The organism is Oribacterium asaccharolyticum ACB7 (genome assembly GCF_000238075.1).
In the GTDB taxonomy this organism is placed as follows: Bacteria; Bacillota; Clostridia; order Lachnospirales; family Lachnospiraceae; genus Oribacterium; species Oribacterium asaccharolyticum.
Genome location: NZ_JH414505.1, coordinates 65,479 through 87,704 on the forward strand (window position 1 = coordinate 65,479; position 22,226 = coordinate 87,704).

Genomic DNA, 22,226 nt, shown 5'->3' on the forward strand with positions numbered 1-22,226 from the left:
TATACTACAGGTTTTTCACACAATCCTTAAAAATTCTGCCTCTTTCTTCATAGTCCTTAAACATCCCCCAGGATGCGCAAGCAGGGCTCAAGAGTACATAGTCTCCCGGATCGGCATAGGCCGCACAATCTTTTACGGCTTCATCCATATCCTCGGCAAACATCAGATTGTGAAAGCCGTGCTTCTTCGCGCAAGCCGCAATCTGATTCCGGGTTTCTCCAATAAGAACAAGATATTTTACCCTTCCTTTAAACTCCTTTACCCAAGCATCAAAATCCACATGCTTGTCATAGCCTCCACCTATCAGAAGCACAGGTCCCGGCATGGCGCGAAGTGCCTGAATAGCCGCATCCACATTGGTTCCCTTGGAATCATTATAATAGCGAACACCGGATCTCTCCCGCACAAATTCAATACGATGTTCTACCGGTTTAAACTTCTTACAGACCTTTACGATTTTATCCATAGGCACACCCATTTTCAAGGCTACTCCCATGGCACACATCACATTTTCATAATTGTGTTTTCCCAAAAGCTGCAAATCTCCGGTCTTAAAGAGTTTCTCTTCTTTTTCTTTATTTTTATAGATAAACTCTTCTCCCCTCAGGAAAAATCCCTCCTTCGGTTCTTCCTCCGAAGAAAACCAAAGTACATTCGGTTTTAGTCCCCGCTTCTTTCCGAACTTTCGAAGCTCGGAATCCATATAGTTTAAGACAATGCTGTCTTCTTCCGTCTGGTTTACGGCGATAGATTCCTTTATGGCAATATAATTTTTCATCGTCTTATGACGGTCCAAATGATCCGGCGTGATGTTCGTAATAGCGGAGACATTCGGTCGGAAATCCACAATGCTTTCCAGCTGAAAGGAACTTACCTCACATACGGTCACGGATTGTTCCTCCGTATCCAGCGCTTCAGCGGTAAACGGATTTCCAATATTTCCCACCACATGCGTATCCGGATATTGGCTCTTTAAAATCTCTCCGATCAGACTCACCGTTGTCGTCTTTCCGTTGGTCCCCGTAACGGCACAAAGTTTTCCCTTACAGGACTGATATGCCAGTTCGATTTCTCCAATAACCGGAATCTTCGCAGTATTCAGTAAAAGAACATAAGGTTCATCAACAGGGATGCCGGGACTGATTACGGCAGCATCAATCTTAAGCAAATCGCTTTCCAAGAGCTTTCCTTTTATAACTTTTACAATTTTCAGCACTTCTTTTTTCTTAAATTGGGCGAGAAGCTTTTTCTCATCCAGCTTTGCATTCGCATCAAAGAATACAACTTCTCCTCCCATAGCAAGAATCTGCTTTGCCGCTGCCACTCCGCTTCTGCCCGTACCCAATACCAAAACTTTCTGCCTGTTCATCCTTATCCCTCTGTTCTTCTTGTTTCCACTATTTTTTTGACGCCCGCTGCTCACGGCTGTTTTTTTACTATTCTCTAAGCCTATCCTATTCTCTAAGCTTATCCTATTCTCTAAACCTATCTTATTCTCTAAGCTTACCCTATTCACTAAACCTATCCCGGATGTATGTCCTGCCCATTTCTTCCTTATGTGATTTCCAAAACGAAAGCCACGAAGAAGCAGGCAAGGATGGTAATTGTGGTAAATATCGTAACCACCCTCGTTTCCGACCATCCCAAGAGTTCAAAATGGTGATGTATCGGAGCCATTTTGAAAATCCTTTTTCCGTGTGTGATTTTAAAATATCCCACTTGTAAAATCACGGAAAGTACTTCCATAAAATAGATAACGGCAAAGAACGGAATATACAGGGCCGTCTCTGTCTGAATTGCCATAGCCACCACAAAACCGCCCAGTGCAAGGGAACCCGTATCTCCCATAAAGACCTTAGCGGGGTATGCATTAAAACAGAGGAATCCGAGAAGTCCTCCCAGTACCGCTCCGGGTAGCGCCCCCAACTGTGCATTCCCGAGCAAAACTCGATCCGCCATAAAGAGAAAGAATACTATAACGGCCGTCACGCTGCTGCAGAGCCCGTCTATCCCGTCCGTGAAGTTGGCACCGGTATCGGTTGCCGTAATGATAAAGAGGGAAATCGGGAAAAATAGGATTCCAAAAGTCACTTCCGTATCTTTCAAAAACGGAAAAAGAAACGCCGTTGTATGTCCGCTATAAAAATAGAGGTAAGCAATATAGAGAAGGGAAATGATAATCTGCGCCGCCATCTTTTGCTTGGGATTGAATCCCTCCGACTGATGCTTTACGACCTTCAGATAATCATCTATAAATCCCACAATACCAAAGCCGAGCCCCAGAAGATAGGCCGGTAAAACACCCTTTTCTTTGATAAAAGGAAGGATTGCCACGCTGATTGCGATAAGGAAGAGGATGCCTCCCATCGTAGGCGTCCCCTGTTTCTTCAAATGTGCCTGCGGCCCGTCATCCCGTACTTCCTGTCCGAATTTTAATTGGTGCAGAATTGCAATCCCCCTCGGAGAAATCAGCAGCATGACACAAAACGCAATCCCCAATGCAATGGTGTTACTCAGCATAATTTCCATTCTCCCTTAATTTCTCTGTTCATCCTCGTTATCCGTATTTTCCTTTTCAGCGGAAGCGGAGTTGACCGCACTGCTCTCCGGAAGCGCTCCGGGAACACTGTCCTCATTGTCCTGTTTTTCGTCACTATCCAAGGAACTTTCTTCCTTTGCTTCAGAGTTCTCTTTTTTCGTCTCCGATGTAGTTTCCCCTGTCTCTTCTTTTGCCTTTATCCCTTCTTGTAAATCCTTGTTTAAGGAAGCCTCCGGGTCCGTTTCTCCCTGTGGAGGGATATTCAAGAACTGTAAGGCATCATTCATGATTTTTTGTTCAATCTTTGTCGCAAAAGAAGCACTGGCCTGTTCCTCTCCGTCCAAATTCGGTGTATCCACAATGACGTATACGAGAAGCTGCGGGTCCTCCACCGGAGCAAAACCGCAGAAGGATACCAGGTAATTTTTTTCGGAACGGGGTAACTTTTGTGCCGTTCCCGTCTTTCCTCCCACATGATACCCCTGAATCTGCGCCGGTCTTCCGGTTCCTTTTTCCACAGTCTGATAAAGCGCTTCCTTTAGGAAATCACTGGTTGCTTTCGAGCAGGTTACCCGGAGAAGTTCCGGTTCCATTTCCTGTATCACGGTTCCGTTCGCATTTAAGATCTGCTTCACCACATGCGGTCTGAAGTAGGAACCGCCGTTCACTACGCTGGAAAATGCCGCCGCCATTTGAATCATGCTAACGTTAAAGTTCTGTCCGAAAGAATTTGTGGCAAGGGAGGTCTTTCCCAGATTATCCGCCTTATAAACCAGTGCGGAGGTATCCGCTTCTCCGGGCAAATCAATCCCCGTTTTTTCACCGAAGCCGAAAACATGTTGATACTTTACAAAATTCTCAGCACCTTCCTGAAATGCGGTATCCATCATGTAAACGTTGCAAGACTGCATAATCGCCTGTTCCGCATCAATGGTTCCGTGCCCGTCTCTTTTATGACAGCGAATAGTCCAAGTCTTTACGCCGTCACTTAAGGTGATGTAGCCTTCACAGGTAAACATCGTATTTTGCTGAATTGCATTTTCCTCCAAAGCGCCGGCCAAAGTAAAGGGCTTTACTGTGGAGCCGGGTTCATAGGTATCGGAAATCGCTACATTTCTCCACATCTGATTCCAGGCAACCTGTGAACCCAAAGACATAATTTCATCATTACTGTAAACCGTGGAGAGCTTATCCTCGGAAAGTTCCTGATTGTTATGCTCTCTTTTATATTTTGCAAGAGCCTCTTTTTTCCCCATCTCCAATAAAAGGCTATCGGGATAAAGCGTTTTGTCCAAGTCTCTCGGATGATTCAAGTCAAACCGATTGGTGCTTGCCATGGCAAGAATTTCTCCGTTTTTCGGATTCATAACAATCGCCGCCGCCATTTTGGAACCCACGTCATCCTTCTGCCATTCCTGTAAATACTTCTCTACCGTTCTTTGAATATTAAAGTTGATGGTTGTCACAATACTGTTTCCGTCCGTCGCCTCGCGAATCACGGATTGCAGCTTGGTGTCCGAATCCAGGTAGCCGTACTCTCTTCCGTTTACTCCAATCAGAGAATTATTGTAGTATTGTTCAACTCCGCCGGTTCCCCCCTCGTTATCGGCGGAAGAAAAGCCTATGATATTACAGGCCAGGTCCTTATAAGGATAGCTCCTTTGATACTTATCCTCAAACCAAAGCCCTTTAATTTCGTATTTATTGCCGCTTTTTCGATACGCCGCGTTTTTTTCGTCTATAAATTTCTGGAAGGCTTCCTTTTCCTCAAAGCTCATTCCTTCCTTAAATTTAAAATACGCACTCTTTTTATTTCCCGTAAGATTCTTCTGTTCATTCAGTACGGACTCGGCAACAGCCACTCTCTCATCCTCTTTAAAGTACTCTTTTAAGGCGTCCAAGCTTGCTTTCAGATAGCGGTCATCTGTGCGGGAAGTAATGGCTCTCGGGTCCATAATCAAATTGTAGACCTTTTCACTCGTTGCCAAAATTGTACCGTTTCGGTCCAAGATATCCCCGCGCCTTGCCTGAATGGAACGGGAACCGTATCCGGACTGCCTTTGCCCCAAAACAATTCGGCTGTACTCTTCACTGTTTTTTCGAATCATTTGAAAAATAACAAGACTTAAAACAGCAAATAGCAGGATTAAAAAAACAAATCCCACCATCAGCTTTTCCTGCATATAAAACGGCAGAATCTTAGTCTGCCGCCTTTTTCTTTTTTGTTCTTCCTCAGTGCTTTGGGATGTTCTCATACTGCCTTACATACTCGCTTTCTTGTTTCTTATACTCTATAACCTGATTTTCTCCCGGATATACCATTCCCAATTCTTCCGTTGCCATCGTATAAATTTTTTCCGGATCCAATGAGGCATTAATCGCATTTTGTAAAGCATCATTCTTCTGTTTTAAGACTTCAATCTGCTTCTTCTTTTGTTCTATACGGTGAATCCGTGTATTTACTTCCGTCTGCAACTGGATGTAATGAAAGCAAAGTCCCCCCATAATCAGCATAAACAACGCCACGGAGGCGACCAAAGCAAAATTCGCCGAAGTCTTTCCCTGCAATCTCTCCTGCTGCAGGACATGTCCCATCTCTCGTTCCCGAAGGATTCTTGCTCTTTCTTCGCGGGAAACAGCACCGCCTTTATGAACCGGTTTTCTTGCCGTATTCTTCTTCGGTGCCATTTTTCTCTTAACTTTTTGAACGTTTTTCTTTCTCGGTGCAAGTTCCTCTTTCGTCACTACCGAGCCGGCAATGTACCCTGCCTGTCTTTTTATCAGCTTCCTTGCCATACTGTTCCCCTCTTCATCTTCTGCCTAACACATTTCTATACTGCAATGTGATCGCATCCCTTCTCTCACATTTGCCTACTCTTTTTCCCTTATATACTCTAAAATTACTTTCGCTTTTCCATACTTCTCCGGACGAGTCTCATCCGGCTTTTTCATACTTCTTCCGGATGGGTCCCATCCGACTTTCTTTCTCCTGTTTTCTTTATCCGGCCTGCTTTATTCTCCTCTTTCAAATATCCGCAGCTTCGCACTCTTGGATCTCGGGTTTTCTTCTCTTTCCAAATCACTCGGAAGAATTGCTTTTTTGCTGATGACCTTTCCTAGACTTTTCCTTCCACAGATACATATAGGAAAATCCTTTGGACAGATACAGGGATCTTCAGCAGTTCGAAATGCCCTCTTTACGATCCGGTCCTCCAGGGAATGGAAGGTAATGATGCACAGCCTTCCCCCGGGCTTCAACGCTTTGATCATGCCGTCTAACGATTCTTCCAAAACCTCCAGTTCCCGATTTAAGGCAATCCGAATGGCCTGGAAGGTCTTCTTTGCCGGATGCCCGCCCTGCACTCTCATTTTCATGGGAATGGCATGGCTAATCACTTCCGAAAGTTCAAAAGTAGTTTCTATCGGCTTTTTGGCTCTCTCCAGAACGATGTGCTTTGCAATATTTTTGGCAAATTTATCCTCGCCGTAATCCCGAATGATGTGATAGAGCTCCGCTTCGCTGTAACTGTTTATTAAGTCTTTTGCGGTAAAGTCTTGACGTTTGTCCATCCGCATATCAAGCGGAGCATCAAAACGATACGAAAAACCCCTGTCCGCCTCATCGAACTGATAACTGGAGACGCCTAAGTCTAAAAGAATCCCATCTACCGCAGGTATAGAAAGGGTAGAAAGGATCTCTTGAAAATGTTCATAGTTGTCACGCACGATTGTGACCCGCTGTTTAAACTGTGCCAGTCTCTTTGTTGCCGCTTCTATTGCATCTTCATCTTGATCTATCCCTATTAACCGTCCTTTGTCGCTCAGTCTCTGTGCAATATGAAAAGAATGTCCGCCTCCTCCCAGCGTACCGTCCACATAGATTCCGTCCGCCTTGATAGACAGACCTTCCATGCATTCGTTAAGCAAAATGCTTTTGTGCTGAAATTCCATTAGATTCCCAAACCTTCCATATCTGTTGCGAGCTGTTCGTAATCAGAGAAGTCATTGTTTTCACTCCACAAACTCTCTGCCCAAATTTCCGCATGGTCTCCCACACCGAGTAAAACTACATCCTTTTCTAAAGCAGCCTTTTCCCGAAGTGTCTGGGGTATCAAAATTCTTCCCTGCTTATCGCACTCACAAGAAATCGCGCTTCCTAAAAGGAATCGTTTTAAAGTTCTGGCCTGCTTATTGGTCATAGGCAGCGCCTGCAGCTTTTCCTCCAACTCCTTCCATTCCGGAATGGCGTAAAGAGAAAGACAGCCGTCGAGGGAACGGGTAAGCGTAAATTCGTTATATCCGTCCTCACGGAACTTAGCAGGAATCATCATCCTGCCCTTGGTATCTAAATTGTGATGATACTCTCCCGTGAACATAATTTACCACTTTCTCCCACTTTTTCCCACTTCTCCATTATAATGCATGATTTTTAGGGAAGAGTCAAGACAATATACTAGAATTCCCCTTCAAAAACCGGCTATTTTTCACGCCTTTTCTTATAGCAAAATCTATAAATAGTACAATTTAAGAAAAACGTGGTACATAAAAAAACGAGCTGTATTTCTACAACTCGTTTTCACCGACTAAATTCCCTTTATTCGACTTTTCGTATGAAGATCTTATTCCCCATTTACTTTTGTTTATAGCTTCATTTTATCAAAAGAGATTCATCTTAAACATTAAAGCGGAACAGTACGACATCGCCGTCCTGCATCACATATTCTTTTCCTTCCATGCGCACAAGTCCTTTTTCTCTTGCGGCGGAAAGAGAACCGTTATCCAGAAGGTCTTTGTAGTTTACCACTTCCGCCTTGATAAAGCCTCTTTCGAAGTCGGTGTGGATCTTTCCGGCCGCCTGAGGCGCCTTGGTGCCCTTCTTAATGGTCCAAGCTCTGGTTTCCTTCTCTCCGGCGGTAAGGTATGACATTAAACCAAGGAGAGAATAAGAAGCACGAACAATCTTGTCCAGACCCGACTCGGAAAGCCCAAGAGACTCCAGATACTCTCCCTTTTCCTCATCGGAAAGCTCGGAAATCTCCTGCTCAATCTGCGCGGAAATAACAAAACTCTCGGAATGATTCTTCTTTGCGTATTCTCTTACCTTCTGCACATAAGGGTTCGATGCGCCGTCATCGGCAAGACTCTCCTCCCCTACATTGCAGGCATAGATTACCGGCTTTCGGGTAAGCAGTCCCAAACTGTCCAAAAATGCGGCATCTTCCTCTTCGGCTTCAAAGTTGATTGCGAGCTTCCCCTCTTCCAGATGAGTATGAAGCTTTTCCAGAAGCGTGTATTCTTTCTTCGCATCCTTATCGTTGTTCGCAAGCTTCTTCGTCTTTGCCATCCTCCGGTCCAGAACTTCCAGGTCGGAGAAAATGAGCTCCAGCTCTATCGTCTCAATATCCCGAATCGGGTCTACGGAGCCGTCCACATGAATGACATTATCATCATCAAAGCAACGCACCACATGCACGATGGCATCCGTCTCCCGAATATTTCCGAGGAACTGATTTCCGAGGCCTTCTCCCTTGGAAGCGCCCTTCACAAGTCCCGCAATATCCACAAACTCGATTACCGCCGGGGTAATCTTCTCGGAATGATAAAGGTCGGAAAGAAGCTGCAGACGCTCATCCGGAACCGCCACCACGCCCACATTCGGGTCAATGGTGCAGAAGGGGTAGTTTGCCGACTCCGCACCGGCCTTGGTAATGGCATTAAAGAGGGTGGACTTTCCCACATTTGGCAAACCTACGATTCCTAATTTCATATTTACACTCCTTATTCTTCCTTCTATAGGGAACTATCTCTTTTCATTTTCGTAAAATAGATTCGTGATATTATACCATTCCAAGGGGCTTCTCTCAATAGACTTCCTATTCTTACTTATAGCATAAAATGAAGCTCCTGCTAAACCTTGATCATTGATTTACCGTTTCTCAAACTACTATATATTCCATTAGACGAACTGAAACATTTTCATCTAATCATTGTACTTGCTAAATCGACTCATTGATTTTCATTCTGTGAAATTGTTCTATCTCTTGCATAAAACAATCCGATTTTTCTCTATCTAGGATGACACTGACCTTCTTCAGCTTATGTAGTTTCTTCTCATGCAAACCACAAAAAATAGGATTCCTAATTTTTATGGTCATCTTCAGACAATGAAACGGACGATTCTTCATTTTTATTTGTTCTATATCTTCAATTTTAAATTTAAAATGTAGTACACTCTGTCCTCTACTTCCATAAGTATAGTATTGAACAACTTCGTTTTTAAAAATTTCTAATTTCACTCCATTTATGAAGAGATAATATCCTATAAACCATACAAGGAGCGGAGCGACAATCAGCACAATTGCCATAATCATTTTATCTGAAAATTCTGTATGATAACGCGTAAGATACTTCAGTATCCAAATAACAATAAAAGATAATACTACCATGGATAAGCAGCCTATCTTATTAAAGTTAGACTTGTGAGGATATGTCAAGACAAGTTTTGGTTCCTCTTGTAAAAAATCTAATTTCATATTTTCCCCTGTCTTTCGTATCCCTTCCTTTTTGAAAATGAGCATTTTCCTCTTTTGCTACAATATCATATTTATGTAGCGAGAAGGTAAATGTCTCTTCTTATCTTCTGTATTCTCTTATCCTTCAATATCAGCCGACAATAGCCCTTTCTTAGGACTGCCGCTAACTACGATACTATGTCCGAAGAAAAGCTCATCATCATCAAAATAAGCAGAAAATGTAGCTCCCGATGTCACCCATATCAAACTTAGGCTAATTCTTTTTGCAAAGCTTTCTTCCGTAATTAAAGCAGCCTCTTCTTCAGATTCTGCCCATTCACAGGCAAGTTTAGTAAGCTCTTTGGCAGCAAAATTACGCAGGTCCGCATCCCATTTTTCCTGTTCCAAAACCATTGTTTTCAAAGCCTTTTTCGCCTTTGTTATACCACTCTTATTATCCTTGTCTACATATAAGGAAATATGAATCTTGCCACGAAGCCAAGCTATGTTTCCTTCAAAGCTTTTAAGCAGCTTATCATAAGTTAGCTCACCCAACACATCATCCTGCAAAACCACGGGTTTTCTATACTCTATAAGCATTTCTTCAAGCTCCGGACAAACTGCATTCTTCTCAAGAACTTTTACCACTAAAAAATAGTTCTTTGCAGGCAAAGCTCCCTCAGGAACTTCCTCCGGCAGCTTTTCACGCACCCTTAGTTTGTAAATGCTTTCCTCTTCAAACTGAAATGGAGGCTCCTCTTTGTCTATAACCGGAAATTCGATACGCCCTTCTTCTTTGTGCAGCTCTCCTGTTTCACAGTCCACATAAGCTAAGAAATACTCATCCCATTCCCAAAACCCATTTCTTAGACTTCCTCCGCCTCCTTCGTGCCTTAGGACAATGATTTCCTTTTCTTTTTTCTCAAAAGAATCTTCCCATTCTGAAAGCGTAATTTTATTTCTACGCCTCATATACTCCAGTAGGTTCATTGTTTTCCTCCGATAAAGCTATTTATCCGTCAATGGAAAAATGTTCCAGCTTCTCAAATGTATTATTTGAAAATTCAAACGCAAAGATATGGCAATCATCAAAACTCTGGTCACAGTAGGTCACTGTTCCCTGATTATAGTCGATGATAGCTTGACCAAGATTATTTTTTACATCTTCTTTGCTATACCCACCCGTATTTCGTCCCAATCCTTGTTTTCAGCCTTATAGCTTTCTCTTATTTTTGATACATTTGACCGTTCTTAAAATCTCCTACGATTTGCTACTTGTAAATGTCCTTCAGTGTTATTAGCTCGAGCCTATCATCACTTAAAGTGTCAAACCGGTCTGTAAATCCCGACAAAGAAAACAAAATTAATTTTACTACTTTATATTTTGAAGATATCAATTTTTCTCTCCGTAATAACGTGTCATATATTCCTTTATCCACCTTCTCATTCTTAAATTTACACTCTCCTATTACTGCTTTCTTTTCAATTTCTGACAATGCAACTACATCAATATCAGCCGATTGTACCACTTTTTCTCCATCATCATTTGAAATGGTTTCAGTCCCCCACCAACTGCCAACTGTGGTAATAAAGCAATCAAAATCTCCCTTAATTCCCTGTTTCAATGTATAGTATTTACACATATCTTCAAACACCTGTCCCATAAAAGAATGAATAAGAGATTTTACCACTTTGCTATAGTACAATTCTCCCTGCCCCATTTCTATTACACTAACAGCCCTGGGGATAAATTTATACCAAAACTTAAACATATAATCTTTCAAAACATATTGTGTTTTTTTCTTATTTTTTTCCTCAGTAATACATTTTTTCTTTTCCACCAAACCAACAGTAATTAGTTTTTCTATGGAATAAAGAATAGTAGGCTCTTTCTCACCTATTTTATTTGCTATTACATTAATAGTATTGCTTCCTGATGCAATCTGCTCGATTATATTATTAACAAGTGTTATGTCCGAAAATTCCTGTGTCAACAGATTTCTGGCTTCGTCATACATATATCCATTTGTTCTAAAGAATAAGTTAATTATATTGTCATCAATATTTTTTGTCGGATCAATCATTGATAAATATTTTGCTACTCCGCCTGTAATTCCATAGCATATTGCCTTATCCTCATAAGAATATTCCGGTACAAATTTAGCTGAGTCCAAGTAATCAAAAGCTTCCAGCTTAATCTGAGAATCTCTTCTGCCAAATAACGGGCTTTTTTCACTAAGAACTTTATTCTCCATAAAACTTAATGCTGAACCACAGAGTATTATTTTCAGATTTTTACCTTTCCAAATAGTATCAATATACTTCTGTAAAACAGAAAGCAGAGCTTCATCTTTTTCCGCCCAGTATGGCAATTCATCTATTACCAATAATAGTTTATCCTCTGCCATATTTTTAGCAATAAAGTCAAATACGGCCTCATTTGTTCGAAAGCTGATATCCCCAATACCTTCAAAAAAAATATTGGCTACCTGCTTTGAAAATAACTCCAGATTTCTCTCTTTACCCACTTTGGTTGCAGTATAAAAAATTACTTTTTTGTCTTTTACAAACTCTGCGATTAAAGTAGATTTACCTATACGCCTGCGACCATATATTACAGTAAGACCTATTCCCGGTTTCCGGTAAAATTCATCCAAATAAGATAATTCCTTCTCTCTCCCTATAAACATATTAGTATCCTCGTTTTAATTCAAATCAGTTTTATTAAAATTAATTTGAACTAAATATAACATGTTTTATTTTAATCTTCAACTCTATTACTCAATTTCCTCCATTATCCCTTCAATCAGCTTAGTAAGGCTTTCTGCTGCATATATAACTTCATCAGGATCGTGGATGTAGCAGATAATCTGTCCTTCTTTTCCCTCCTTAGCAGGATCAAAGTCAAGCATCAGAAAGCAGCTGTCACAATACTCTGCAAAAGGAATCCATTTTTTATTGAAAAGGTAAGGCTTTATTCTCTCATCTTTCATTTCTTCAATATCTTCATCTGTAAAATACTCAGGAAATTCAGTCAAAAGAGCATTCCTGTTTTGAAAATATCCCTTTGACTTCTCCATCGCCTGCAGGCTCATAAGGTTAAAGGACATATCCCTCTTCTACAGGATCCTCCAAGTCCAAATCCTCAAAATTCTCGCAAACATAGTCCACTATCTTTTTTAATTTATCATCTATCTTCATGGTTTAACCCCTTATTGTATTTAATCATATTCTCCCTCAATTATATTTTGCATAAATGATGGCATATCATTAATAAATTCTTCAAAACCGCACATATCCTTCATTTCCTCATGCTCCATGTCATAAAAGGCCACCTTCTTCGTTTTAGGATTCCATACAATGTAGATGTGGTCATAATCTCCTGTATCCTTTGACAGACGAAGGAACTTCTGCCTTCCTTTTTTCATAGTTACGGTATCAACCAAAGAGAAAAACTCAATCCACTTAAAATCGCAGTCTTTAAGTTCAAAATGCAGTTCTTCACCTTGAAGAAAATCCATAACTGCCTTAGGTAGCTTAAATGGCTTTAATTCATCTAACTTATTATGCAGACTGTGATAGCTATCAGGCTCTAACCCCTTAAAATATTCAGCCATTTCCTCATCGCCATTTTCTACTGCTATGCTGTAAGGACGCATTCCATCTTTTTCGGTTATTGTCACATCTGCTCCGTTTTCAACAAGATATTTACACATTTTAAGATCCACATATCTGGCAGCTACACAAAGCGGAGTAGGCTTAAATGGATATACTGAATCTGCCGCATTGTAGTTAATATCAACTCCATTCTTTATAAAGAAATCAAGCACCTTATAATTGCTGTCTGAAACTGCACTACGAAATGCCTGCCCACCATATTTTTCAACACTATGTCCTAACTCGTGGATTAGAGCAAGATTATCGTATTTTCCACCATCTAATGCCTGACTAAAGGCCTCTGACTTTACATTATTGACACCGTCTACCTTTGCTCCAGAATCTACTAGATATCTGATGATAGTTTCATCGCAGTACCTGACCGCAAGCAAAAATGAAGGGTTATTCTTAACATTTAGATTAACTCCCTTTTCCACCAGCCATTTTACAGAGTTAAAACTTTCCATAATCAGGGCAAGGTCTAAGGGCGAAAGACTTGTGTATTTTCCGAGTTTTATATCCTCTTCTATATCAAAACCCTTTGACAAATGCTCATCTAAAGCCTCGGTATTTCCCTGCAAAATGTCATTTACAATGGCGGGAACAGACTCAAAATCTCCAATGTCTTTTATTTTAATCATCTACAATTTCCTGTTATTATTATCTGTTATAATTTACTTCCCCTAGCGGAATCGGATTAGGATTTAAGACTACCCAGCCAACTGCAAGCTCGCTTAGTCTTTCAAGAAAAGCTCCTTCAACCACACTTTTCCCATTTATTTCTGCAATCAGCTCCTTTGTTTCTTCAATCTCTTTATCTGAAAGTGCATTTCCTTCTGCAAAATGATTTGGAAGTGAGTTTAACATATTTCTATAATGTCTATCCCAATTCATTCCACCATTTCTATTAATTTCATCGTCCACCCTGCCTGTTATGCGGATAACCTCACCCTGCACCGTTTTTGCGGCTCCTGTAGATGGAATTAGTAAATCCCAAAGCTCATTATACTGCTCTTTCCAAGTGCTCCCCTTTACAAGAATAGGAGAAACGCCGTCATGTATTATTCTTTTTGCCACAGGCTTTGCACCAAAGATATTGTAGAGCTTTGACAGGGCTGTATCTACCTCTTCACAGGAAGCTTCACTAAAGTTATCCCTATGGAATTCAAAATCCTTACCGATTATTTCTACTTTTTCTGCCATCTCAGGCGTAATTTCTACACCTGCCTTTATTAACATTTCTGCTATTTGGGCCATAGGCACTACCCTTATTCCTCCGCACGCTGTAAGAGCCGCTGATAGCGGAGTTTCGCCTCTTTCATTTTTAGCATTGACATCTGCACCATTTTCAATCAAAAAGCGTACTGTATTAGGGCGGAAATACTCTGCTGCCATATGAAGCGGCGTATCCCCATATCTATTTGACTTTTGTATATCTCCTCCCAGCTCATAAAGCAGTTTTACTGTATCCATGCCAAAGGTTGCCTGATTATACAAAGGTGTGCAGCCATAATAGTCAGGTATATTTACATCAAGTCCCTGCTTAACGAGCCAGATAACAAGCTCGTCAGGTACACCCTTGTAATGAAGTGCAGTGTGCAAACCGAATTTTCCATCATAGGCAGTAAGCTCACATTTATCATAGACAGCTTTAAGTACTTCAATATCTCCCGCTTTAAGCAATTCATCAAAGTCTTTTGGCAGGGTAATTCTTTTCTTTGCCATTACTCTTCTCCTGAGTTTTATTTGAATTAGGGTTTATTATTTCTTTTTAGCCACAAAATAATACCTATGAATTTTCCCCTTAATTACACCTTCTTTATCAAGAATTTCCTGTGCTTTAAAAAGGTTATCCTGATATTTCTCCACTTCAAAACCCGGAAATTCCCAATCAATAATTCTGGCAAACCAAACCAGTGCACCTACATCATAAAACTCTATCGGTCTGTAGACTTCATCTGCTTCCACAATGTCAAATCCGTTATCAGTAAATTTCTGTCTTGCAATACTTAAATATGCTTCCGGAAAAGGAATTTCAACATCACCTATCAAAAGTTCTACAAGTTCTCTGTCATTTTCTGCACCGACTTGTTGCGTAAGAAATACTCCTCCGATTTTAAGAGTTCTTTTAATTTCGTTTATGTTATATTGACCATGCCTGTTAGTAATAATGTCAAAGTAGTTATCTTCAAAAGGAAGAATATCTCCTCCGTCACATGCTTTAAAATCTATTCCTAACGGAAGAAGTCTGTCCTCGCATATTTTGATGTTTGGTTCATACCCTTCAATCGCAGCAGTATGTTTAGCGTTTGCCATAAAAGACAAAAGAAATTCGCCGCCTCCTGTTTCCATGTCCAATAAATAATCGGTATCATTCAAATATGATTTTATAATGTTTTCAAAATTCCATGAAAGATCATCCTCTTCTTTATATCTTCCTCTAATATGTGAGAAATCCCAACCTTTAATATGAGCTATTTCCTGCTCATGCAACCATTGATTTATAAGAGCTTGTTTTTCCATTTTTTCCTTTCATTACCACAAATATCAGTATTTATTTCATCCCTCAATATCAGCCGACAAGAGTCCCTTCTTAGGGCTGCCGCAAACCGTTATGCTATGTCCGAAGAAAAGGTCATCATCATCAAAATAAGCAGAAAATGAACCTCCCGATGTCATCCAAATCAAACTTAAGCTAATTCTTTTTGCAAAACTTTCTTCTGTAATTTCAGCAGCTTCTTCATCTGATTCTGCCCATTCACAGGCAAGTTTAGTAAGCTTTTTGGCAGCTTTATAGACAGCACTGTCTATTCCCGCAGCATATCCCGGCATAGGATTAGCCGGATTCACTATGGCATCCAGCTGCATTTTTGTAATATCGGTTCTGATGATTTGAAATAGCATAGCTTTCTCCATGAATTACTTTAAGGCATTTTGGGAGAAAAAAGGAAAGCTTACTTTTTAAAAAGAAGATACAGAAGGCTTGACTCCAAAGTTACTCGTCACCCCTCTGTATCTTCCCTTCCTCTTATCGGACAAAATTTGTAGCTATCCCCTCTTCTTGCTCCGGTAAACCGTATTTTTCTTTTCCAAGGGCAATGCTCTTCATTAAAAAAGCCATATTTCTTGCCAGGGTTCTCATGGTTTGCAGGCCTTCCAAATCTTCCTTCGCCTCTCCTTTTTCGCATCCGTGCACGCTGTTCCAGTATTGACTGGAGGCTACTGGCATTCCCGCGATTGTGAAATACTTATTTAATTCATCAAAGGTTGCGGATAAACCGCCTCGTCTTGCCACAACCACACTGGCACCCACCTTCATGGTCTTATCAAAATGCGTGCTGTAAAATAGTCTGTCCAAGCAGGCAATCAGAGTAGCATTGGCGGAAGCATAATAAACCGGGGATGCCACTACTAAAGCATCTGCGGCTTCAAACTTCTCTGCCAGCTCATTTACAGAGTCATTGAAGACACATTTTCCATTTTTATAACAATATCCACAGGAAATACAGCCTCGTATATCTTTGTTGCCAATCTGTACCACTTCTACTTCTATATTTTCCTGCTCAAAGACCTTTACCATCTCCTCCAGGGCAATGCTTGTATTGCCCCCGATGCGAGGACTTCCATTAATAATCAATGTCTTCATAAATTGTTCTCCTGACTTTTTTGTATCTCCTGTTGTCAATTTCCTTTCGTGTTTTAGCTATTATATATTTCTATAACCCTCTTTACAAGAAAGCTCTAAAAATCTAATTGTACTATCAGAGACTATACAGCCACCTATTATTCAGATTTTCCTGATAATGAAAAGACTATACAAAATGTGTTTGAATCCGGAAGCATCGTTAAGCATTTTTCAAGAACTTTATAATATTTGCTAGTAAATCTAATGTGTTTTCGTCAATCCCTAAGAGACTATTTCGTTTACAGACGCTGTTAACTTTGGAGATGAATGGTAGGAGGAAACCTCCACTTGTTGCCGCATTTCCACAAATCTACTCTACGCAAGAACGGCTTCCTTTACCTTGAAAAGCCAGTATAAGTAGGCATTTCTGGAGAGGCCACGCTGTGTACAATAGTCATCTACTTTTAGACCGCTCTCCTTGCAATCTTTAATAATGCCTTAGCTTCTTTCCTTATTTTCACGTACAACAACGGCTGCCCAGATTCCAGATTCTATGCAAATAGTTTCCTATAATATTTTTAAGAAAGATATTTCACTCATGCCTATTTGTTGCTCAAAATCCTGATAATCTCTCGCATCACGAGGTATTCTAAGTCCATGTTTAATGAGGCATACATCATCCCTGGCTGAAACATTACCCTCAAAAGATGACCCCTTATTAAGCCATAATTCTTTATCATTCTGGCCTGATGCCTCTGGGTAAAAATAGAAAGCCCTCTTTGCATCAAATCTGAACATATACGCTAACACCTGCAAATAATCCTGATTACCAATATTTCCCATTGGCTTATACTTTGCATCTGCAATAACTCGATTTTTATCGTCCTTCCCAATGAAGTCCGGATAAATAAGACCGTTATTGCCAGCAAAGAGCCACTGCTTATCTTTCCCTGCTTTATTCATAGGATGATAGAAATAATCCTCCACCAAAGAATTAACATATTCTTCCCACAACCAAGCACCATCAAACAGGATTCCATAAACCTTGCGTTTACCATATCCCATCTGTTGTTTCTTATTTTGCAGTATCAAAATACATAAACGCTGCAAATCACGATACTCATGATAATATGCATGACGAATCGTATTCTTGTTGTACTCTATATTCTTTTTTCTTTCACCCGGTGTGTAATCCGTAGTTGAGTCTATGACAAGTTTTACTTCATCCTTAGCGCTATTTAACAGCCTACGACCGTATGGCTTGGTTTTAATATACTCAATCGTATGACGCACCAACTCCATAAGGTAGTTATCATATGAATATTCACGCTGACTATACGCTATATTCCCTACAAATGGTGTATTCATGCGTATATGACGTGCTACATCAATTGTTCCTCTAACATTACCATCGTTGCACCATCTTCTAATGTAAGTCTTAAAAGCACCTTTACGTGCCGCCTTACGAAGATAATGAGGAAACAAAAACACCAATAAGTTAAAAAGTGCATTATCCTGGTTAGCATCCGCTTCAAGATCCACTATATTAGGAAAGTCCATCACTTTGTTCAATAAGTACTGAAAAAGGTAATCCTCGCCCGTACTGAATCGTGATTCTATTACAAGCCTTTGGTCGCCAGCACCCAAAAATCCCATTATATTGCCAGAGACATACTTGTCGTTATAGCTCTGCAATACCATCTGATTTCTAGAAATGTCATCAGCATCCTTTATAACTTCTGGAAAGACAAAAATACCATCCTTCTCCAATTGTTCAAAGGTTTTGTCAGCAATAATATCAGTAATCGCTTTAACATCTGCAAAATCAGTTTTAAGTTTTAGCTGATTATCCTTAATTTTGAACAGATTCATCTACCTTACCCTTATCCGGCTCTTCATAGCCATATGCTTTTGCAAACTTCTTCATAATAGCAGACTCATCATACAAGCCTCTAACATAGTCCTGTAAAAGCGGCTTGAGGTAATCTGTCCAAAGCACATCAAATGGTTCATTACCAAGATGCTTAAGTTTAAGGAAGTAAGATGCACCTATCTGATAGTTCTCATTCAAGTCTTCAACCTTAAGAATTGCTGCATTCAAATCATCCATACGCTTAACAGCTTCGTTCTTGAGCTCTTCATTTTCCAAAGACTCCAACATTTCTTGTGTATCTTCTGCTTTAACCTCAATAAAGCGGAATCTTCTTCGCATAGCAAAATCAAATGTATCAACAGATCTATCAATATCATTCATGGTTCCAATAATATAAACGTTCTCAGGAATATAAAACTTCTCATCCGGATTTGTGTGCATGCTAGAATACTGCGTCGCAACCATCCCCTCTTTACCTCTATAACTTGGATCAATCGAGAAGAACAGTTCGCCTAATATCTTTGATATTTCGCCACGGTTGATTTCATCAATGATAAAGATGTACTTCTTTAATTCTTCCGGTTCTATTGATGCTTTGGTAAAGCTATTGTCTGTTTCCTTAATAGCCTTATAAAGAGCAAAATCGTAGGAATAGCCCTGTGTTGCAAACTGCTTACCAAAGAAATTTGTAACATCACTTACCTTCTGAAATGAAGTCCCTGATTCAAGCATCTTCTGAACCTCATCAATATTAAGACTCAGCTTGTTTACAGAATCATTACCCGGAATAGAAATATAAATATATTTCTCATTAACATTAGTAATAGTAAATTCACTGCCCTTGATAGTTTTAAACTTATCTTCTCCAAATGCAATATTCGCAAAGAAATTTTCCATAACAGCTTTAGCAGAAACTTCTTGCTCTCTTAATTCCATTGATTTCTGGGAATCTTCAAAGTTCTTTCTTGCTCTATCGACAAATTTCTTAAAAATACCATCTTGGAGCTCAAAGCCCATGCTTCCATCATCATTCATCTTAGGACGTAATCCTTCAACAAAATCAGAGTAATCGTAGTTTGGATGAAATTGCACAAACTCCACCTGTTGTCTCTGCTCATCCGTAAGATCCGAATATCTATCAGTGTAGCCATTACTAATAATATCAGCAGCAATAGACTTAGATAAATATGATTTTCCAGTTCCCGGCGCACCTCTAAAGATGATATTCTTTGATTCTAAAAGTAGCTTGGAATATGGATTATTGCTCTCTTTTGTAGTCTTTGTAATATCCTCACCAACAACTTTTTCCGTTTTATTCTGGTTAAGCTCCTGATTCGTTTTATCCCTATATATCAAAATAAATTTATCTCCAGGCTCGCCAAAACGCTTCAAACATTCTCTTACAAACACAAGAGTAGAAAAAACATTCCAAGAATAGATTACAAATTGAGGTCCATTTTCACGCTTATAAACAGAAAACTCCATGGTATTTTTGTATTTCTTAAATTCTGCTTCAGTAGCAAAAATGCCTCGGATTACATCTCGACCCGAGCCATATCGGCAAATAGGAAAACTCTTTTTGTCTTCATCAGATAATGATACTAATTGCTTTTCAAAAATCTGGCATGCAATCCTTGGTAATGTTTGATTTGATATTTTTAGTTCGCCCTTAATCCTATTTCTGCGAATGATTTCTTCCCCACTCTTCATGAAATAGGCATCAATCGGCTTATAATTATCTCCTGCCTCAAGATGATCCATGGTAAATCTATCATCTGTAGATACCACCGAATCAGCCGTTATCGTAATCTCGTATTTCTCCTGCTTCATCTTAATCGTACACCCCCGACTCTCAAGATAAGATTTTGCTTCTACCGCATTATATTCTTGAGTTGATATTTCTTTACCATTTGCTATGTGATTAGCAACATCAATTACATACTTTGGAGGATACTTTTTGCCCTCCGCAACCAAAACATATAGAGTGCTCCCATTAACTAATCACTCGCTAAGAACGTGTTAAAATCCATTTCCTAGAATTCTCTAGGCTTTAACAATTATAAAATGTTCTGCTAAACTGTCGTAAATTGCTTTTCCCAACTTATTCTTTAAAATATGTATATCGTCATATCAACCTGCGTTTTCAAGAAAACAGGATATTATCGATATGCCATCAATATACTTTTTTGTATCTCCTGTTGTGTATCTCCTATTGTATATTTCCTGTTATATATCTCCTGTTGTGTATTTCTTTTCGTGTTTCTCCTATTATATATTTCTATCGCACCTTTACAGAGAAGCCCTGAAAATCTCTGCAATATCCTTCTCTAAAAGAGGAGCCCAGGCCTCTTCCAGGCCTTCATTTTCAGCAACATGCTTTGCCATTTCATCGATTCTCTTCTCATCGATTCCCACATCTTTAAGATGCATAGGAATGTTAATGGATTCGAAAAAGCGATAGGTTGCATCAATCGCCTGCTCTGCAATCGCAAACTTATCCTGCTTCTCATCGATTCCGAATACATTTACGCCATATTTCACAAAACGCTTCACCGTCTTTTCATTTAAGATATGCTTCATCCATCTCGGGGTGATAATGGCCAGTCCCTCTCCATGGGTAATGTCATAGTAGGCGGAAAGTGCATGTTCCATGCCGTGGCAAGGCCAGCCGGACTGACTGTTTCCAAGGGAATAAATCCGATTACAGCCATAGGTACAGCAAAGCATCATTTCTGCCCTTGCCGTATAGTCTTCCGGATTTTCCAAACATTTCCTTGTGTTAATCATCAGGCTCTTTAAGGCAGCCTCCATAAAACCGTCGTTTAAGAGGGTGGAATCCTCACAGAAATACTGCTCCATAATATGATTCATGGCATCCGCACAGCCTGCTGCAGTCTGTTTCTTAGATACTGAGAAGGTATAAGTCGGATCCAGGAAAGAAACCGCAGGATAGAGAAGAGGATCACTATAGGCCGTCTTATCATTGGTCTCCGTTCTCGAAATCACTCCGCCCGCATCAAATTCACTTCCTGTTGCGGAAAGTGTAATAATATCCACAATCGGGAGTGCCGCCTTCGCTTTCACCTTATAGGTAATCAAATCCCAGGGATCCCCCTCATATTTCGCCCCTGCGGCAATGGCCTTCGTGCAATCCAAGACACTTCCGCCTCCGACAGCAAGGATGACATCGATGTCCTTCTCTTTACAGATTCTCACGCCGTCCAATACGCTCGGGTCATACTTCGGATTCGGCTGAATATCGGGAAGCTCATAAATCTCATAGTCCTTCAAAAGCTCCTTTACCTTGTCATAAAGGCCAATCTTTTTGATGCTTCCGCTTCCGTAGCTAAGCAGAATTCTTTTTCCGAACTGCTCCATCACTCCGGGAAGTTTTTCAACCACGCCTTTTCCGAAAATGAGTCTTGTCGGTGTACAATAATTAAAGTTTTGCATTTTTGAACCTCCTGTTTTCTTTCATGCTGATAAAGAGAATAGACTCTCTATTTACTATTTTTTATATATCATAATCCACTCTCCCTTTTTATTAGATCCGATTCTTTTAATTACTCCTTTGTCCATTAATTTTTGAAGTGTTCTCTTTACTGTTGAATCCGAACATCCCATCCTCTTAGCCATTTCGACTCTGGTTATTGATGGATTTTCATATACTATGTCAAGAATCTGTTTTTCTCTTCCTTCCAATTTTATTGGGTCATTTATTGGGTCATTTATCGGGTCATTTATCGAGTCAGCTTGAACCGATAAAAACTTTCCATATCATCTTCCGATTTCCTTTGTTCTTCTTGAGCACCATATGCTTTTAAATTATATTTGAGCACCCAGCTAATTGCAAATCCAATTGCGGCATCAGTGGCTATACAAAAATAGCCCGCCATCCTCTGCGGACAGCGAACTATTTTACAAATCCCTATTAAGCCTTAGCCTTCTTTGCGGCTAGCTCTTTTTTATTGCATTTTTTTTATTGCAAGCTCCTCTTATTGAAAAGCTCTTCTTATTGAA

Annotated in this window: 22 protein-coding genes; all 22 read right to left on the bottom strand. The window is 40.1% G+C overall.

Translation table 11 applies throughout. From position 1 onward, the window contains the following. Positions 1–4: 4 nt before the first annotated feature. A complete protein-coding gene (murD, locus tag HMPREF9624_RS05400) occupies positions 5–1,369 on the bottom strand; it encodes a UDP-N-acetylmuramoyl-L-alanine--D-glutamate ligase (RefSeq protein WP_009536875.1) in 1,365 nt (454 codons plus the stop codon). Between the two features lie 185 nt (positions 1,370–1,554). After that, positions 1,555–2,520 carry a phospho-N-acetylmuramoyl-pentapeptide-transferase gene (gene mraY / locus HMPREF9624_RS05405; RefSeq protein ID WP_009536876.1) on the bottom strand — a complete coding sequence of 322 codons (966 nt, stop codon included), beginning with the start codon at positions 2,518–2,520 and terminating at the stop codon, positions 1,555–1,557. Positions 2,521–2,535: 15 nt separating this feature from the next. Beyond that, on the bottom strand, positions 2,536–4,794 hold the full coding sequence (locus HMPREF9624_RS05410) for a peptidoglycan D,D-transpeptidase FtsI family protein (protein ID WP_036594855.1): 2,259 nt from the start codon (positions 4,792–4,794) through the stop codon (positions 2,536–2,538). Next, the gene (locus HMPREF9624_RS05415; protein ID WP_009536878.1) at positions 4,772–5,335 is read right to left on the bottom strand and encodes an FtsB family cell division protein; all 564 of its coding nucleotides are present in this window, start codon (positions 5,333–5,335) and stop codon (positions 4,772–4,774) included. Before HMPREF9624_RS05415 ends, HMPREF9624_RS05410 begins: the two co-directional genes overlap by 23 nt. A gap of 216 nt (positions 5,336–5,551) precedes the next feature. Continuing rightward, the gene (rsmH, locus tag HMPREF9624_RS05420; protein WP_009536879.1) at positions 5,552–6,490 is read right to left on the bottom strand and encodes a 16S rRNA (cytosine(1402)-N(4))-methyltransferase RsmH; all 939 of its coding nucleotides are present in this window, start codon (positions 6,488–6,490) and stop codon (positions 5,552–5,554) included. Next, the gene (gene mraZ / locus HMPREF9624_RS05425; RefSeq protein ID WP_009428787.1) at positions 6,490–6,915 is read right to left on the bottom strand and encodes a division/cell wall cluster transcriptional repressor MraZ; all 426 of its coding nucleotides are present in this window, start codon (positions 6,913–6,915) and stop codon (positions 6,490–6,492) included. The genes rsmH and mraZ overlap by 1 nt, the downstream gene beginning before the upstream one ends. A gap of 296 nt (positions 6,916–7,211) precedes the next feature. Next, a complete protein-coding gene (gene ychF, locus HMPREF9624_RS05430) occupies positions 7,212–8,306 on the bottom strand; it encodes a redox-regulated ATPase YchF (RefSeq protein ID WP_009536880.1) in 1,095 nt (364 codons plus the stop codon). Positions 8,307–8,535: 229 nt separating this feature from the next. Next, positions 8,536–9,072 carry a hypothetical protein gene (locus HMPREF9624_RS05435; protein WP_009536881.1) on the bottom strand — a complete coding sequence of 179 codons (537 nt, stop codon included), beginning with the start codon at positions 9,070–9,072 and terminating at the stop codon, positions 8,536–8,538. A gap of 117 nt (positions 9,073–9,189) precedes the next feature. Next, positions 9,190–10,041, bottom strand: a complete 852-nt coding sequence (locus tag HMPREF9624_RS05440) for a DUF2262 domain-containing protein (RefSeq protein ID WP_009536882.1) — start codon at positions 10,039–10,041, stop codon at positions 9,190–9,192. A gap of 22 nt (positions 10,042–10,063) precedes the next feature. Continuing rightward, positions 10,064–10,249, bottom strand: a complete 186-nt coding sequence (locus tag HMPREF9624_RS05445) for a hypothetical protein (RefSeq protein ID WP_036594858.1) — start codon at positions 10,247–10,249, stop codon at positions 10,064–10,066. 73 nt (positions 10,250–10,322) lie between these two features. Further along, on the bottom strand, positions 10,323–11,741 hold the full coding sequence (locus HMPREF9624_RS05450) for an ATP-binding protein (RefSeq protein ID WP_009536883.1): 1,419 nt from the start codon (positions 11,739–11,741) through the stop codon (positions 10,323–10,325). Between the two features lie 87 nt (positions 11,742–11,828). Continuing rightward, positions 11,829–12,161 carry an SMI1/KNR4 family protein gene (locus tag HMPREF9624_RS05455; RefSeq protein ID WP_009536884.1) on the bottom strand — a complete coding sequence of 111 codons (333 nt, stop codon included), beginning with the start codon at positions 12,159–12,161 and terminating at the stop codon, positions 11,829–11,831. A 111-nt stretch (positions 12,162–12,272) separates the two neighbouring features. Continuing rightward, on the bottom strand, positions 12,273–13,349 hold the full coding sequence (locus HMPREF9624_RS05460) for an ankyrin repeat domain-containing protein (RefSeq protein WP_009536886.1): 1,077 nt from the start codon (positions 13,347–13,349) through the stop codon (positions 12,273–12,275). Between the two features lie 19 nt (positions 13,350–13,368). Next, the gene (locus HMPREF9624_RS05465) at positions 13,369–14,433 is read right to left on the bottom strand and encodes an ankyrin repeat domain-containing protein (RefSeq protein WP_009536887.1); all 1,065 of its coding nucleotides are present in this window, start codon (positions 14,431–14,433) and stop codon (positions 13,369–13,371) included. Between the two features lie 36 nt (positions 14,434–14,469). After that, entirely contained in the window at positions 14,470–15,231 is a 762-nt protein-coding gene (locus HMPREF9624_RS05470; RefSeq protein ID WP_009536888.1) for a class I SAM-dependent methyltransferase, read from the bottom strand. 36 nt (positions 15,232–15,267) lie between these two features. Continuing rightward, positions 15,268–15,612, bottom strand: coding sequence for a DUF2262 domain-containing protein (locus HMPREF9624_RS11750; protein WP_009536889.1), 345 nt, complete (start codon positions 15,610–15,612; stop codon positions 15,268–15,270). Between the two features lie 124 nt (positions 15,613–15,736). Beyond that, positions 15,737–16,354 carry a flavodoxin family protein gene (locus HMPREF9624_RS05480; RefSeq protein ID WP_009536890.1) on the bottom strand — a complete coding sequence of 206 codons (618 nt, stop codon included), beginning with the start codon at positions 16,352–16,354 and terminating at the stop codon, positions 15,737–15,739. A 354-nt stretch (positions 16,355–16,708) separates the two neighbouring features. Next, positions 16,709–16,828, bottom strand: coding sequence for an IS66 family insertion sequence element accessory protein TnpA (gene tnpA, locus HMPREF9624_RS12370; protein ID WP_408637222.1), 120 nt, complete (start codon positions 16,826–16,828; stop codon positions 16,709–16,711). Between the two features lie 72 nt (positions 16,829–16,900). Beyond that, positions 16,901–18,205 (bottom strand): 5-methylcytosine restriction system specificity protein McrC, encoded by a 1,305-nt coding sequence (locus HMPREF9624_RS05485; RefSeq protein WP_009536891.1) that lies wholly within the window; start codon positions 18,203–18,205, stop codon positions 16,901–16,903. After that, positions 18,186–20,180: an McrB family protein gene (locus HMPREF9624_RS05490; protein WP_009536892.1), complete on the bottom strand. Its 1,995-nt coding sequence runs from the start codon at positions 20,178–20,180 to the stop codon at positions 18,186–18,188. The genes HMPREF9624_RS05485 and HMPREF9624_RS05490 overlap by 20 nt, the downstream gene beginning before the upstream one ends. A gap of 315 nt (positions 20,181–20,495) precedes the next feature. Further along, on the bottom strand, positions 20,496–21,659 hold the full coding sequence (locus HMPREF9624_RS05495; protein WP_009536893.1) for an iron-containing alcohol dehydrogenase: 1,164 nt from the start codon (positions 21,657–21,659) through the stop codon (positions 20,496–20,498). 54 nt (positions 21,660–21,713) lie between these two features. After that, entirely contained in the window at positions 21,714–21,908 is a 195-nt protein-coding gene (locus HMPREF9624_RS11515) for a winged helix-turn-helix transcriptional regulator (protein WP_081465286.1), read from the bottom strand. Between the last annotated feature and the right edge of the window lie 318 nt (positions 21,909–22,226).